Origin of the sequence: Pseudomonas sp. UYIF39 (assembly GCF_029963765.1) — a bacterium.
GTDB lineage: Bacteria > Pseudomonadota > Gammaproteobacteria > Pseudomonadales > Pseudomonadaceae > Aquipseudomonas.
Genome location: NZ_JALBYU010000031.1, coordinates 31,135 through 45,880, shown reverse-complemented (window position 1 = coordinate 45,880; position 14,746 = coordinate 31,135). Strand labels below are relative to the sequence as shown.

Sequence of the window (14,746 nt, the reverse complement as noted above, 5' to 3'; positions counted from 1 at the left end):
CTCATGAACGCCAAGCGCCCTGCCTGCGCGGCGCCAGCCCTCGAAACGCCAGCGCCCGCCGCAAGCCAGACATACAGTTACTGCGACCTTCAAGACACCGAATCAGCCAGCACCGCGCTGGCCGAAGAAGTCGCGTTGGCGATCAGCTATAACGGCATCAGCCAGGCTGTGATGCTGGTGACGCCGACGGATCTGGAAGACTTCATCGTCGGATTCAGCCTCGGCAGCGGCATCATCGAAGACGCCTGCGACATCTATGACCTGCAACTCAGCGGCTCGGGTTCAGCGCAATACGCGCAAGTGACCATCGCCAACCGCGCCTTCTGGAACCTCAAGCAACAGCGTCGGCAAATGGCTGGCACCAGTGGTTGCGGACTCTGTGGTGTGGAAGCGGTGGAGCAGGCATTGCCAGACCTCAAGGTCCTGCCCGGCGCACCCTTGCCGCCCGCCGAATGGCTCGATGGTTTGCGTCAGCGCATCGGGGCGTTTCAGCCTCTTGGCCAGTACTCCGGCGCGGTGCACGCCGCCGTGTTTATGAACAGTCAGGGCCAATTGCTGCTTGGCCGAGAAGACATCGGCCGACACAACGCCCTCGATAAGCTGATTGGCGGACTGATCCGTCAGAAAATCCCGACCACCGGCGGGCTGGCGATTGTCACCAGCCGTTGCAGTCTCGAATTGATCCAGAAAGTGTTGCGCGCAGGTATCCAGACCCTGGTCAGCCTGTCGTCGCCCACGGGCCTTGCCGTGCAATGGGCCCGCCGCCACAACCTCAATCTCATCCACCTGCCGCAGAAAAGTGCGCCGCGGGTCTACAGCCCCGCGACGGAGAACCAAGCGTGAGTCAACATCGTCAAGCCGACCAGAAACCCGTTCCGCGTTATAAGCCCTACAAAGGCCCGGCCGGTGGCTGGGGCGCGCTGGCCAGCGTTGCCCGGGCCTGGTTGACCAGCGACAACGCGCTGAAAAACCTGCGCATGATGCTTAAAACCAACAAAAACGGCGGGTTCGACTGCCCCGGTTGCGCCTGGGGCGATTCCAATGAAGCCGGCATGGTGGCGTTCTGCGAGAACGGCGCCAAAGCGGTGAACTGGGAAGCGACCAAACGCCGTGTCGACGGTGCGTTCTTTGCCAAACACCGCGTCAGCTCGTTGCTGGAACAGAGCGACTATTGGCTGGAATATCAGGGCCGTCTGACCGATCCACTGCGCTACGACGCCGAGACCGATCGCTACAAACCCATCAGCTGGGAAGCGGCCTTCGCGCTGATCGGCAAACACCTGCAAGGGCTGTCGAGCCCGGATCAGGCCGAGTTCTACACCTCGGGCCGCGCCAGCAACGAAGCGGCGTACCTGTATCAATTGTTCGTGCGCGCCTACGGCACCAATAACTTCCCCGATTGCTCGAACATGTGCCACGAGGCCAGCGGTGTGGCCATGGCGCAAAGTGTCGGCGTCGGCAAAGGCACCGTCACCTTCGACGACTTCGAACACGCCGACGCGATTTTTGTCTGGGGTCAGAACCCTGGCACCAACCACCCACGGATGCTCGAACCGCTACGCGAGGCGGTGAAACGCGGCGCTCAAGTGGTGTGCATCAACCCTTTGAAGGAGCGCGGTCTGGAACGCTTCCAGCACCCGCAACACCCGATCGAAATGCTCACCAACGGCGACAAGCCGACCAACACCGCGTACTTCCGTCCGGCATTGGGCGGCGACATGGCGATCATGCGCGGCATGGCCAAGTTCCTGCTGCAGTGGGAGCGTGAGGCACAGAAGGCGGGTGAGCCTGCCGTATTCGACCACGACTTCCTCAATGAACACAGTGTCAACGTGCTGGAATACCTGGGCATCGTCGACGACACATCGTGGGAGCAGATCGTCCAACAATCCGGACTGACGCTGGTTGAAATCGAGCAAGCGGCGCGGATGTACGCCAAAGGCAAGAACGTGATCATGTGCTGGGCGATGGGCATCACACAGCATCGCCATTCGGTGCCGACCATCCAGGAAATTGCCAACCTGATGTTGCTGCGCGGCAACATCGGCCGGCCGGGTGCCGGCCTGTGCCCGGTGCGCGGCCACAGTAACGTGCAGGGCGACCGGACCATGGGCATCAACGAGCGTCCGCCAGCGGCGTTCCTCGACTCCCTGGAGCGCCGCTTTCAGTTCAAGGCGCCGCGCGAAAATGGCCACAACGTGGTCGAGGCGATTCATGCCATGGCCGACGGCCGTGCGAAAGTGTTCATCGGGCTGGGCGGCAACTTCGCCCAAGCCACTCCGGACAGCACGCGCACCTTCCAGGCCCTGGCCAACTGCGACCTGACGGTGCAAATCAGCACCAAGCTCAACCGCAGCCATTTGGCTCACGGTAAAGACGCGTTGATCCTGCCGTGCCTGGGCCGCACCGACATCGACATCCAGACCGAAGGCCCGCAAGCGGTGTCCGTCGAAGACTCGTTCAGCATGGTTCACGCCTCCAACGGCCAGTTGCAGCCGCTGTCGAACCAGATGCGCTCGGAGCCATCGATCATTGCCGGCATCGCCGCCGCGACCCTGGGCAGCAAACCGGTGGACTGGAACTGGCTGGTGGCCGATTACGACCGCATCCGCGACCTGATCGCCGACACCATTGTGGGCTTTCGCGACTTCAACGAGAAGCTCAAGAACCCGGGAGGTTTCTACCTGGGCAACAGCGCCCGCGCGCGACGCTGGAACACGCCGTCGGGTCGTGCCAATTTCCGTGCGAACATCCTGCCTAAAGATCTGGTGCACGAACGCACTCGCGCCACCGGTGTATTGCCGGACCTGATCATGCAGTCAATGCGTTCCCACGATCAGTACAACACCACGATTTATGGGCTTGATGACCGCTATCGCGGCGTGAAAGGTCAGCGTGATGTGTTGTTCGTCAACGAAGCCGACATCATTCGCCTGGGGTTCAAGCCGGGGCAGAAGGCTGACATCGTTTCGATCTGGGATGATGGCCGTGAGCGTCGGGTAAAGGGCTTTACGCTGCTGGCGTTTGATATCCCTGCCGGGCAAGCGGCGGCTTACTACCCGGAAGTGAATCCGCTGGTGCCGCTGGAAAGCATCGGAGACGGCAGCCATACGCCGACATCGAAGTTTGTAGCGATCCGGTTGGAAGCGGCGAGTGCGACCCAGCTCATCATGGCCAAGTCGGCCTGACCCTGATCATTGCGTACACTTTCCTTTCGCCCACAAAAAAGGCCGTTTTGCATGAAAACGGCCTATCCGAAGTAGGTAAAGACCGGCGAAAAACACTTAAGTTCCGGCTAAAAAACAGTAACTTATAGAAATGTGCTCAAGTCGTGTTACTCGTCGGATTTCGATTGTCACAACCATGACACAGCCTCAGGATCGCGCCGTCATCCCCTTGAGGTTCCTCTATGAAGTTCTCCTCGATTCTCTTGTTGTCCCTTAGCCTGACTAGTGGCATCGCTTCTGCTGGCGGCACCGCTGAAGCAGGTGTGGGCGGCGCATTGGGCGGGGTTCTGGGCTCAGTCGTCGGTCAGTCACTAGGCGGCAATACAGGTTCCACCATCGGCGCGGCCCTGGGTGGCGCGGGTGGTAGCGCCGTTGGCGCAGACAGACACAGCCGTGGCCAAGCCGCCATTGGCGGTGCGTTGGGCGCAGCAGGCGGTAACGTGGTCGGCCGCAGCATGGGCGGCACCTCCGGCAGCCTGATCGGCTCCGCAGCAGGCGGCGGCGCCGGTGGCGCGCTGGGTAACTACATGGGCAACAGTAGCAATGACGATAATGATGATCGTCGTTCCTATCGTGGTGACCATGATGATGATCGTCGCTACTACCGTGACGGCCATCCGGGGCGCGGTCATGCCTATGGCCACCGCAAGCATCACCATCGCTATCGCGACTGAGGCTTGAATCGCCTCGTTAACCGGTAGATCGAAAAGATCGCAGCCCTCGGGCTGCGATTTTTTTTTGCCCGTCAAACCACTAACCGCTGCAGCGCCCCGCGCAACCCGGCAGGAATCGCCACCGGCTGATTAGTGGCCCGATCCACAAACACATGCACGAACCGCCCCGCTGCGCAGGCTTCGTCTTCCCCGGCCTTGAACACCGCCAGTTCGTATTGCACCGAACTGCTGCCCAACTTGCCCACCCGCAAACCGATTTCTATCCGGTCAGGGAAGGCAATGGAAGCGAAGTAATCGCAGGCCGAACTCACCACAAAGCCCACCACTTCGCCGTCATGGATATCCAGACCGCCGACTTCGATCAGGTAGGTGTTCACTGCCGTGTCGAAGAAGCTGTAGTAGGTGACGTTGTTGACGTGACCATAGGCGTCGTTGTCGTGCCAGCGGGTGGTGATGGGTTGGAAGTGGGGGTAGTCGGTGCGTTGATTCATGCGCAGTTCTCGTCTCGAAGTGGATGAAGTTTACCGGTCCGCAAACCCTTTACCCATCGCCTCCAACTCGCCAATCAAGCGCGCCGGCTTCCAGTGATCACCTTGGCGTGTCTCAAGCGCTATCAACCGCTGGTGAATATCCGCCAACCCTTGCTGATCCGCCCAGGCCATCGGCCCACCCTTGTCCGCCGGGAAGCCGTAGCCATTGAGGTACACCAGATCGATGTCGTGCGCCGATTCGGCAATCCCTTCCTGAAGAATCTTCGCACCCTCGTTGACCAGTGCCAGCAAGCAGCGCTCCAGAATCTCCTCAGGCCCGATCTCGCGACGCTGGAAGCCCAGGCCTTCGCCGACCTTCAACACCAGCGCATCGACTTCAACATCGTGCTCAGCCTGGCGACTGCCCGGCTCATAGTGATAATACCCATTGCCACTTTTCTGGCCGAAACGACCCAATTCGCACAGACGATTGTCTATCTGAACCTCAGGCGCATCTTGCCCTATGCCGGCCAACTGCCGGGCACGCCACTCCAGATCGATGCCGACCACGTCGTACATGCGGAACGGCCCCATGGCAAAGCCAAAACCTTGCAGTACCGCATCGACCTGATAGGGATAAGCGCCTTCGAGCAGCATCTTGCGCGCTTCGAGCACATACGGATGCAGCATGCGGTTGCCGATGAAACCATGGCAGTTGCCCGACACCACACTGACCTTCCCCATGCGCTTGCCCAGTGCCAGAGCAGCCTCAAGCACCACCGGCAAAGTCTGGGCACCGCGAACGATTTCCAGCAGTTTCATGATGTGCGCCGGGCTGAAGAAGTGCAGGCCCAGGACCTGTTGCGGACGGCGAGTGGTCGCGGCGATGGCGTCGATATCCAGCGCCGAGGTATTGCTGGCCAGAATCGCTTCAGGTTTGAGCAGACCGTCCAGTTCACGAAATATTTTCTGCTTGAGTTCGAGGTTTTCGTACACCGCTTCGATCACCAGATCGACATCGCAGATCGCCGCGTAGTCAGCAGCCGCCGTTACCCGTGCTATGCGTGCGTCCGCTTCGGCCTGATCGATCCGTCCCTGACGCACGTTGTGGGCGTAGGTGTCCGCCACGGTAGCCAGCGCCTGTTCAAGCATCTGTGGATTGTTATCGACCCACTGCACCTGGACGCCGGCGTTGGCCAGACACATGACAATGCCACGGCCCATGGTGCCTGCGCCAATGACGGCGGCGCGCTGAATATTGAACGGTGTCTGGCTCATAGTTGTTCTCTTGTTGGCGATCCAAAGACAGTCCTCACCATAGTCAGCCACCGCGTATTTTTGAAATTTATTCCTGTGATGAGCAACATTCAGCGGATGGATCTACGCCGGCAAATGCGCCTCGGCCCACGTCCGGACTTCGGCATACGGATAATCCTCCAGCGCCGCGAACCCCGGAATCGACCGTGCCTTGAGCTTGGTGAACAGCGGCACGCTGATCCCGCACAAAAACCGCGTCACGCGTTCCGCCGACGGAGCGTTGCCGGTGTGCTGCTCATGCCTGTGGATAAAATCAGCGCACAACGCCTCGAAGTTTTTATCCACAAGCGCCGGTAATTCCGGTGGCGCCGGCAGTCGCGCCACTTCCCCGTGACACACCGAACAATGCCCGCACTGCTGCGGCGCATTTTCATCGCCGAAGTACTCGGCCAGGCGATAACCCAGGCAATGGTCTGTGGCAAACAGATCCAGCATGGCGTGAATCCGCGCGATCTCGGTGCGCTCGTGCCGGGTGAAGTAGGCGTGTAGCTCGGCGCTCAGGGCCTGGCTGTTGAAGTCCGTTTGCAGCAGGCTGTAGACCTCGGTCATTTGCTTGCTTTCGAGCTCGACCCAGCCCTTTTCCTGGAAATAATCCAGCGCCTTCACCACGCGATTACGCTCGGCCTGATGCTGCTCATACAGCGCATCGAAATTCACCGTGGCCCAGGTCCGTGCGCGGTTCGAGGTCTGGATGATCGCCGCGACGAAGTCCTTGCGCTCACCCTCGAAGCGGGCCAGCAAAGCCTCGGGTTCCTGCAAGTACTTGAAGCGGTATTCGGCGTAATAGGCGTAACGCGGCGCAATGATTCCGCGCAGCTCCAACTGCACCAGCAAGGTCTTGAGCGGCAATTGGCGGATGTTGCTTTGGTCCGCCAACGGCCCCAACAGAAACTCCCACTGCCCCTCGGGCGCGGCGGCTTGCAACTCGTCGAGCACATAGCGGATGCCGTCCAGCTCCGGCGTATCACCGTAGACGAAGTTTTCCAGCACATTGAGGCTGTCGCGGTTGGCCAATACCAGACAGTCGGACGGCTGCCCGTCACGCCCGGCGCGGCCGATTTCCTGGCTGTAGTTTTCGATGGATTTGGGCAGGTCGAAATGCACCACGTTGCGGATGTCGCTCTTGTCGATGCCCATGCCGAACGCGATGGTGGCAACGATGCAATTAGACTGCCCGCCCATGAACCGGCGCTGAATTGCTTCGCGTTGTTCGTGAGGCAGACCGGCGTGATAGGCCTGCGCCTGAATGCCGTTGCGGGACAGATGTTGGGCAATGTGCTCGGCGGTTTTCTGCAGGGTGACGTAGACAATGCTCGGCTGGTCGGGACGCTGGCTCATCCATTCGACAAGGCGTCGGCGCTTGTCCTGACCGCGCACCGGTTCCACTAGCAGATTGAGGTTCGGCCGATAGAAACCGGTGGTTACCACGTCTTCGGGGGCGATGGCGAACTTGGCCTCCATGTCAGCGATCACCTTGGGTGTCGCGGTGGCGGTCAGCAGCAGCGCCTGAGGGATGTTGAACTGGCGCTGATAGTCGGGGAGTTTGAGGTAGTCGGGGCGAAAGTTGTGGCCCCACTCGGAAATACAGTGCGCCTCATCCACCACCAACAGCGAGATCGGCACCTGCTGCAAGAAATTGCGGAAACGCTCGTTCTTCAGGCGCTCCACAGAGATCATCAAAATCTTCAGTTCGCCAGACTTGGCCCGAGCCATCACGTCGCTGGCGTCATCGCGGCTTTGGGCCGAATCGATACTGCCCGCCGCAATACCGTGGCGCTGCAGGAACGCCAGTTGATCCTGCATCAACGCCAACAGCGGCGAGACCACCAGCGTCAGGTGCGGTAGCAGCAAGGCCGGCAATTGATAACAAAGGGACTTGCCCGAGCCGGTGGGGAAAATCGCCGCCGCCGAGCGCCCAGCCAACACCGCGCTGACCGCCGCTTCCTGGCCGGGCCGAAACTGTGGGTAACCGAAAACCTGTTCCAGGGTGTTGTGCATAAGCTGTCACTCCGTTGACCGCTGCGAAGCCCAAAGCCTAGCCGGCAAATGCAGCGAGTCGAGAAAAGGTCGGGGACCAAAACGATACGGGATGATACAGCTTCGAACGATCGTCAGCAGACGATGAGGCTATGGCACCAACACCGCCACTCGCAGTTGCTCATTCAACGCCTGCTCATGAAACACCCGGCTCTTGCTCGCCCATGCCGCATGGGCCGGGCTGATTTCGCCGGTGAACGCCGCTGCCAACTGACGCAAATCAGCGACGCTTCGCGCGCGGGGGCAGAAGGGTTCGCCGTCGCAGTTCTGGCTGGCGCTGCGGTAGGTGATCAGTAGCCGGTCCCACAGCCCTTCACGCACTTGCCTGACCGATTTGAGCTTCACATCCTGCACGCCCAGTCGTTGTTTCAGGCTCTGTTCGTCCAGCGCTTCGCTGGCCAGCAATGCCTTGCCGAACATCAGCACTTCAGCGCGCAAAGCGGTGTCCATGCTCACCTGACTGGTCAGCGCATCCGGCCAACCGGTGCGATCCATATTGGCCAGGGCCATCGAGTTACCGGCGTCATCAGCACCTGCTGCGCGACAAATCCCGGCCCACAGCAACAAAATCGAGGCCGTACGTAGCCATTTCATACCTAATTCCCTTTAAGCGTTGGACGGACGTTTCGAAACGTCCTACTGATTCTGGCGCGCACCATACAGAGGTTTGATGCATTACGCCTGACAAACCCGTAGGAAATTTGCCGTCTAAGGATTTAGGCGTAAAAAACCTCGGGAAACGCGTAGGTTCGGTCCGAAAAGGCAGGTAAAACCCCTACAAGACCTGTCCATTGCTGCCGTATTGCCGCGCTGCGTCGCCACCTTCATAGTTTGCAGCGCGGCTGAAAACAGGGTGTCGACCTGCCGGCGAGACTGCCCGACTTCCTACAGGACTGACCTAAATGCAAGACCGCTATCGCCCACTCAAAACCAGCTACAGCGAAACGCCCGTCCTCGTCATCGACACCGCGGCCAGCACGGGTGCCGTCCTCGACGCAGCGCACCAACGCCTGCGCGCAGCCAGCGATTTACTTGAAACGCTTTATTGCCTGTGCTTCAAACAGGCTGATGTTAAAGACATCCCTCATATAGTGAATGCGCTTTATTTATTAACGCAGGATGGCTGCGAGCTTCTAGAAGTTGCCAAACAAAGAATAGAACACTAGAACTTAAAACTAACGCTACAAACCCGGCAACAACTAACCGCTTCATTATTAAAACAACTCAAACTAGTCTGCAAGCTCTTAAATCAAACAAGAGCACAACAATGACTACATTAACTATTTTCTTTTGCGGTACCGGCTCGACCAAATTTGACAACCAAAACCCAACTTACTGGAACGGTGAATTGGTTTCGACGCTGGCCTCCCATCATGCCGGCCGGGAGTTCGCTGAATGGATCGTGATCGATGGTCCGGGCACCAGCAACCTGCAAGCTGATGAACTGTTTACCCAATCCAAGGACTATGGCCTCAGCGGAACATTGTTCGGCAAGGGTTGGGAAGAGAACGTAAAGCACGCCATCAACATCATCAAAGGACAGTGTGACTGGCAGCGTGAAAAACTGACCGAGACCGAATACAACCGCCTGAAGGCTGCAGGTATTCCCATCGAAGACGTGATCGTCGAAGGCTCCTGGCTGTGGCGTAAATATAACTACGGCGACCGTAGTGTGACCCAGCAGAAGTTGCAAGAACAAATCATTAAAACATTTCGCAAGGACGGCGTTATTCCAACCAAGGTCAACTTGATAGGCTGGAGCCGCGGCGGCATTAGTTGCCATATGCTGGCCAATGCCATGTTCAAGGACAGTGCACTGAAAAACATCCCGGTGAATATCTTTGCGCTTGATCCGGTACCGGGCATCGGCAACTTCCAGGAAGACAAAGTAAAACTGAATGCCAACGTAAAAGAATACGTCGGCTTCTACGCCCGAGACGAGCGCTCCAAAGGCTTCAGCTGTGTCATCCCGCAAACGGCCACCGGCACCCGAACCCACATTTATCCCATGCCCGGCCGCCATGGCACGCTGGTTGGCAACGCCGCCGCAGATGGTGTCAGCGGCCCTAAAGCGCTGGCCGAGCCCGGCCTGATCGTCCGCCACTTTGCCGAAGTGTGCCTCAAGCGCTGGGGTGTGCCGCTAAACAAAACCCTCAACCTGACCCCCGCCGACCTGCAGAACCACCACAACACCATGGTCAGCGCCGCCGCGAAATACAAAGCGATGGAAAAGTGCTCGTACACCTACTTCACCGAGCTGGACCAGGGCGAGCGCTACGTTTCGCTGGGTAGTAATGGGGTCAGGTTCTCGGCGGTGAAAGGCACGATCTATGCGCCGGCGACGGGGTTGACCACTAGCCTGCTGGATGTGGCGGCGTATCAGCATATTCGTTGAGGTGGTGGGGCGTGGGATGGCGAAAAAGCAGGAGAAATTTTGTCGCGAAAATTCCTATAGAAACGACCTAGCCAAGGTTCGGCCCGATCCTACAAGCGGGGACTCTTTGTCGTCTATCGCCACCCGGCTGCTCACACCTATAGTCGGGCTGGCGCTGCCAAATCAGCGACTCGGGCTTGGTCACTCGATGGAATACATAAACGCGTCCGTTGTATGCTGCCGGCACCTCAAGTGTCTGCACGCTATATGGTGGCTGTGTTTGGGACGCCTTATGGCGTGCCGGTCTTATGTATTCCTCCGGCTGACCAACCCGAACACAGTCCGCCTCCATCGCTTGGTCACGATGGTAGTGGTTTCATCTGATGCATTTGAGAATACATAAAATGAATAAATTGAACCCGTTCCCCGATCGCTACCGCCCCCTCCAAACCAACCTCACCGATTCCCCGCCCCTGATCATCGACACAGAGGCCAACCCCCAGGACATCCTCGAAGCCGCGCTCCAGCGCATCCGAGCCTCCGGCGACCTACTCAAAACCCTACATTGCCAATGCTTCAAAAACGGTGACGTTGAAGACATCCCGCATATCACCCACGCCCTCTACCTGTTGACTCAGGACGGCTGCGACCTACTGAAAGTCGCCCAACAACGCATGATGGGCTGGAAAGCACCAACCTGACGTTGAGCACCAGCAGGCAAGCCGCGCCCTTGTGGGAGCTGGCTTGCCTGCGATGAACACGATGCATAATTCCAGCCCAGAACAGGCCATCTGGCAGCACGGAAAATCGTGATGAGCGAAATAACCTTCAAACAAAAACAAGCACACTATGAAAAAATCCGCTGCTCAAACTACTTGGCGAGCCTGCATCTCGCAGGATTCGACACTTCAGCAGCAGATCTCGACCAACCACTTCCGACACGAGAAGAAGCGCTCACCAAATATCGACAAGACGAGCCGTCAAAATTTGCTCCCGCCCTTCCCCCCAAACCTGACGACAAATAAGATCCGTTCAAGCCCAACCGGACGCACCCGAATGAACCTCGCCCCCAACTTCCCCAACGACCACGCGATGCACTTGCTTATGCAGTTACTGCACGAAGAGCTCGGTCTGCCTGAACGCAAAACGATCAGCCTCATCACCTCGATCAATTTCGACCTGGGCTGCGACGACGCCGATGCCCGCGGGGGTAACGATGGGATGGGAGCGTATCTGTCAGTGATGCAGGTATTGGGGCTGGAGCAAGACTTGAACAAGGTTGGCGAATCCGATGAGATTGGACGTCGATTACAGGACGCCCAGTTAAGTCGAACCCCCAGCCCAAAAGCAGAAAATCCCATGCGCGAACAAAGCACCATTACCTCCAAGGTAAGCAAACCATCCGGCTCTCAGACAGGTAGTGTTATTCGTGAGTCGGGTTACAGCGGGATCGATCTTGGCGACGTCCCACTGAATACCGACGCATTTTCCGCCTTATTTACGAAAAATAAGAAGCCTGAGCCCAGTACATAACAAGTTGGGCAGATGGTGGCGCGTGCACGGGGCTAACACGACATCTCCCCTTATACAAATAAAGTACCAAGCCACAAATAAGAAAGCCGCCCCGAAGGGCGGCTTTTTCATTCGCTAAATCCAAGCCTTACAGCTTAGGCCCAGCAGCCTTGATCGCGTCGCTCACTTCAAACTTCTTGAAGTTCTCAACAAACAACCCAGCCAGTGCTTTAGCGGCTTCATCATAAGCAGCCTTGTCAGCCCAGGTATTACGTGGGTTCAACAGGCCAGTTTCAACGCCCGGTACGGCCAGTGGCACGTCGAGGTTGATGGTGTCCAGGTGCTCGGTTTCAACGCCGATCAACGCGCCGCTCTGGATCGCTGCGATCACGCCGCGCGTGGTCGGGATGTTGAAGCGTTTGCCGACGCCGTAGCCACCGCCGGTCCAGCCGGTGTTGACCAGGTAGACCTTGGAGCCGAAGCCGCGGATGCGCTTGATCAGCAGTTCTGCGTATTCGCCAGCCGGACGCGGGAAGAACGGTGCGCCGAAGCAGGTGGAGAAGGTCGACTTGATGCCGCTGCCGGAACCCATTTCAGTCGAGCCCACCAGTGCGGTGTAGCCGGACAGGAAGTGGTAGGCCGCTTGTTCTTCGCTGAGGATCGACACTGGCGGCAGTACGCCGGTCAGGTCGCAGGTCAGGAAGATCACAGCGTTAGGCTCGCCACCGAGGTTTTTCTCGGAACGCTTGGCGACGTGCTCCAGCGGGTAGGCGGCGCGGCTGTTCTGGGTCAGGCTGACATCAGCATAATCGGCATGCTTGGCGTCATCGATAACGACGTTTTCCAGGACTGCGCCGTGCTTGATGGCTTTCCAGATGACCGGCTCGTTCTTCTCGGACAGGTCAATGCACTTGGCGTAGCAGCCGCCTTCGATGTTGAAGACAACGCCTTCGCCCCAGCCGTGCTCGTCGTCACCGATCAGGTAACGGCTTTCATCGGCGGACAGGGTGGTTTTGCCGGTGCCGGACAGACCGAAGAACAGGGTCACGTCGCCCGCTTCGCCGATGTTGGCGGCGCAGTGCATTGGCAGTACGTCGGCAGCCGGCAGCAGGTAGTTCTGCACCGAGAACATGGCTTTCTTCATTTCACCGGCGTAACGCATGCCGGCGATCAGCACTTTCTTCTGAGCGAAGTTGAGGATCACGCAACCGTCGGAGTTGGTGCCATCACGCTCTGGCACGCATTCGAAGTTGGCAACGTTGAGCACTTGCCACTCATCACGGCCAGCCGGGTTGTACTTTTCCGGGTTGATGAACAGGCAACGGCCAAACAGGTTCTGCCAGGCAGTCTGGGTGGTCATCTTCACGGCCAGGTAGTGGTCTTCGGACGCACCTACATGCACGTGGGAAACGAAATGCTCTTGTGCGTTGTTGAACGCTTCAACGCGGTCCCACAGGGCATCGAACTTGTCGGCCGGGAACTTGCGGTTGATCGGGCCCCAGGCGATGGAAGCCGAAGTGGACGGCTCGTCAACGATGAAACGATCGACTGGCGAGCGGCCGGTACGGTGACCGGTGCGAACAGTCAGCGCGCCGGTATCGGCAAGCTCGCCCTCACCGCGACTCAGAGCTTCTTTTACCAGATCATCAACACTCAGATCCGTGTACACGGCGTTATTGGCTTGCGTCATGAGATTCCCCGTCGGCCAGTGGCCGAGTGTGCTCCAAACGTTTTGTAGTAGAAAGTCGTGCACTACTACCGCGACAAAAAGTGGGCCGGATTATGCCAGAAAAGCCCAAAAATAGTAGGGCCCTCCCGTCGTAACGGCGTTATTCCGGCACAAACCAGTGAATTTACCTGCGCTGAACCGTTTTAGTGACGGGTATCTGACGGCGTATCGACACCCGCTCCAGCGAACAATTGAGCGATATCGGCAGCGTCGAACAGGTAGCGCTCGTTGCAAAACTGACAGTCAATCTCAATATTGCCACCGTGTTCGATCACGAGTGACTGGGCATCTTCCAGACCCAAACTGACCAGCGCATTGGCAGAACGTTCGCGAGAGCAGCTGCAACGGAAGCGCAGTCTCTGCACATCGAACAGTCGAACCTGCTCTTCGTGGTAGAGGCGATGGAGAATGGTTTCGTTGTCCAGGCTCAGCAATTCATCGGCGGTCAGGGTGCTGCCCAGCGCGGTGATGTGCTGCCAGCTGGCGGCGCGTTCTTCTTCGTCTTTCAAACGGTCAGCGGGCAGCTGCTGCAGCAACAGGCCACGGGCGCGACGGCCATCGGCGTACAACCAGAAACGCGTACCGACTTGTTGGGACATCACGAAGTAGTTAGTGAAGCACTCCGACAGGGTTTCGCCATCGAGGTCGACGATGCCCTGGTAACGCTGGCCCTGGGTCGGGTCGACGGTCAGCGCCAATACGCCGTTGGGCATCAGGTCGGCGAGGGTCGCATCGGGGGCGATCTGGTCGGCCTCGTATCGGGCCAGGCCACGGATTTCGCGCTCGCTGGAGCACTCGATCATCAGCAACGGGATCGGGCCTTCGGAACGAGCCTGGAGAATCAGCAAGCCATCGAACTTCAAGGTGCCAACCAACAACGATGCCGCCGCCATCAGCTCGCCGAGCAGTTGTGCAACCGGCTCCGGGTACGGGTGTTTAGCGAGGACTTCGGCGTAGCTACGCTCCAACGCAACCAGTTCGCCGCGGGTGTCGCTGTCATCGAAGATGAAGCGTTGGGTGTAGTCGGTATCCGGTAAATCGGTCATAGGTCTGGGTATCTGAAGTAATGACAAAATGATTTCAAACAGTGAGAAATTGCGCCTCTGCGGCACCATTTTGGTGCGCGATGTTCAGCCGTGAGGGGCATTTTATGAACAATCCGGGTTTGTTCCAAGCAAGGTGGAACACCGCCGGTTGGCTTTAGGCAATTCTTTGCTCTCGCGCTGCTGGCCTTCTGGTTATGGCCTACGGGCAGAGGCTGCGTGTGATTTTCGACGAGTGGCTGGCGTTTAACCCGATATGGCTACACGTTTGGGCAATTGCAAGTCTGCGTCCCGTCGATGCGATGGTTGGGGTGATTGCCGGCCAGGCGAGTGCTGCGCACTTGCTCGCGAAGGCTGCCTCAC

The 14,746-nt window shown here is 58.4% G+C and carries 13 protein-coding genes and 2 pseudogenes; 9 read left to right on the top strand and 6 right to left on the bottom strand.

Features of this window, described 5'->3' with window-relative positions:
- Nucleotides 1-3 precede the first annotated feature (3 nt).
- From fdhD to MO767_RS27590, 3 genes are all read left to right on the top strand, one after another.
- Nucleotides 4-843, top strand: a complete 840-nt coding sequence (gene fdhD / locus MO767_RS27600; RefSeq protein WP_282483111.1) for a formate dehydrogenase accessory sulfurtransferase FdhD — start codon at nucleotides 4-6, stop codon at nucleotides 841-843.
- On the top strand, nucleotides 840-3,188 hold the full coding sequence (locus tag MO767_RS27595; RefSeq protein WP_282483110.1) for an FdhF/YdeP family oxidoreductase: 2,349 nt from the start codon (nucleotides 840-842) through the stop codon (nucleotides 3,186-3,188). The genes fdhD and MO767_RS27595 overlap by 4 nt, the downstream gene beginning before the upstream one ends.
- A 221-nt stretch (nucleotides 3,189-3,409) precedes the next feature.
- Nucleotides 3,410-3,901 carry a glycine zipper domain-containing protein gene (locus tag MO767_RS27590; RefSeq protein ID WP_282483109.1) on the top strand — a complete coding sequence of 164 codons (492 nt, stop codon included), beginning with the start codon at nucleotides 3,410-3,412 and terminating at the stop codon, nucleotides 3,899-3,901.
- Nucleotides 3,902-3,972: 71 nt separating this feature from the next.
- Here MO767_RS27590 and MO767_RS27585 read toward each other — a convergent pair whose 3' ends face one another.
- The 4 genes from MO767_RS27585 to MO767_RS27570 all read right to left on the bottom strand — a co-directional run bounded on the left by MO767_RS27585 (nucleotide 3,973) and on the right by MO767_RS27570 (nucleotide 8,319).
- Complete coding sequence (locus tag MO767_RS27585; protein WP_282483108.1) at nucleotides 3,973-4,392, bottom strand: thioesterase family protein; 420 nt, start codon at nucleotides 4,390-4,392, stop codon at nucleotides 3,973-3,975.
- Between the two features lie 30 nt (nucleotides 4,393-4,422).
- A complete protein-coding gene (locus MO767_RS27580) occupies nucleotides 4,423-5,649 on the bottom strand; it encodes a 3-hydroxyacyl-CoA dehydrogenase (protein WP_282483107.1) in 1,227 nt (408 codons plus the stop codon).
- A gap of 102 nt (nucleotides 5,650-5,751) precedes the next feature.
- On the bottom strand, nucleotides 5,752-7,686 hold the full coding sequence (locus tag MO767_RS27575) for an ATP-dependent DNA helicase RecQ (protein ID WP_282483106.1): 1,935 nt from the start codon (nucleotides 7,684-7,686) through the stop codon (nucleotides 5,752-5,754).
- A gap of 129 nt (nucleotides 7,687-7,815) precedes the next feature.
- On the bottom strand, nucleotides 7,816-8,319 hold the full coding sequence (locus tag MO767_RS27570; RefSeq protein ID WP_282483105.1) for a polysaccharide deacetylase: 504 nt from the start codon (nucleotides 8,317-8,319) through the stop codon (nucleotides 7,816-7,818).
- 308 nt (nucleotides 8,320-8,627) lie between these two features.
- On the opposite strand from MO767_RS27570, the gene MO767_RS27565 reads away from it, so the two are divergent.
- The 5 genes and pseudogenes from MO767_RS27565 to MO767_RS27545 all read left to right on the top strand — a co-directional run bounded on the left by MO767_RS27565 (nucleotide 8,628) and on the right by MO767_RS27545 (nucleotide 11,632).
- Nucleotides 8,628-8,891, top strand: a complete 264-nt coding sequence (locus tag MO767_RS27565) for a hypothetical protein (protein ID WP_282483104.1) — start codon at nucleotides 8,628-8,630, stop codon at nucleotides 8,889-8,891.
- 101 nt (nucleotides 8,892-8,992) lie between these two features.
- Nucleotides 8,993-10,120, top strand: coding sequence for a hypothetical protein (locus tag MO767_RS27560; protein ID WP_282483103.1), 1,128 nt, complete (start codon nucleotides 8,993-8,995; stop codon nucleotides 10,118-10,120).
- A gap of 383 nt (nucleotides 10,121-10,503) precedes the next feature.
- A complete protein-coding gene (locus tag MO767_RS27555; protein WP_123367054.1) occupies nucleotides 10,504-10,800 on the top strand; it encodes a hypothetical protein in 297 nt (98 codons plus the stop codon).
- A 111-nt stretch (nucleotides 10,801-10,911) separates the two neighbouring features.
- Nucleotides 10,912-11,067: pseudogene (locus tag MO767_RS27550) on the top strand (YhfG family protein); the annotation flags it as partial.
- Nucleotides 11,068-11,155: 88 nt separating this feature from the next.
- Nucleotides 11,156-11,632, top strand: coding sequence for a hypothetical protein (locus MO767_RS27545; protein WP_282483128.1), 477 nt, complete (start codon nucleotides 11,156-11,158; stop codon nucleotides 11,630-11,632).
- 127 nt (nucleotides 11,633-11,759) lie between these two features.
- Here MO767_RS27545 and MO767_RS27540 read toward each other — a convergent pair whose 3' ends face one another.
- Nucleotides 11,760-13,301, bottom strand: coding sequence for a phosphoenolpyruvate carboxykinase (locus tag MO767_RS27540; protein WP_201184215.1), 1,542 nt, complete (start codon nucleotides 13,299-13,301; stop codon nucleotides 11,760-11,762).
- A 182-nt stretch (nucleotides 13,302-13,483) separates the two neighbouring features.
- The gene (gene hslO / locus MO767_RS27535) at nucleotides 13,484-14,386 is read right to left on the bottom strand and encodes an Hsp33 family molecular chaperone HslO (protein ID WP_282483102.1); all 903 of its coding nucleotides are present in this window, start codon (nucleotides 14,384-14,386) and stop codon (nucleotides 13,484-13,486) included.
- 104 nt (nucleotides 14,387-14,490) lie between these two features.
- On the opposite strand from hslO, the pseudogene MO767_RS27530 reads away from it, so the two are divergent.
- Nucleotides 14,491-14,700, top strand: a pseudogene (locus MO767_RS27530) (phosphoesterase); the annotation flags it as partial.
- Nucleotides 14,701-14,746 lie beyond the last annotated feature (46 nt).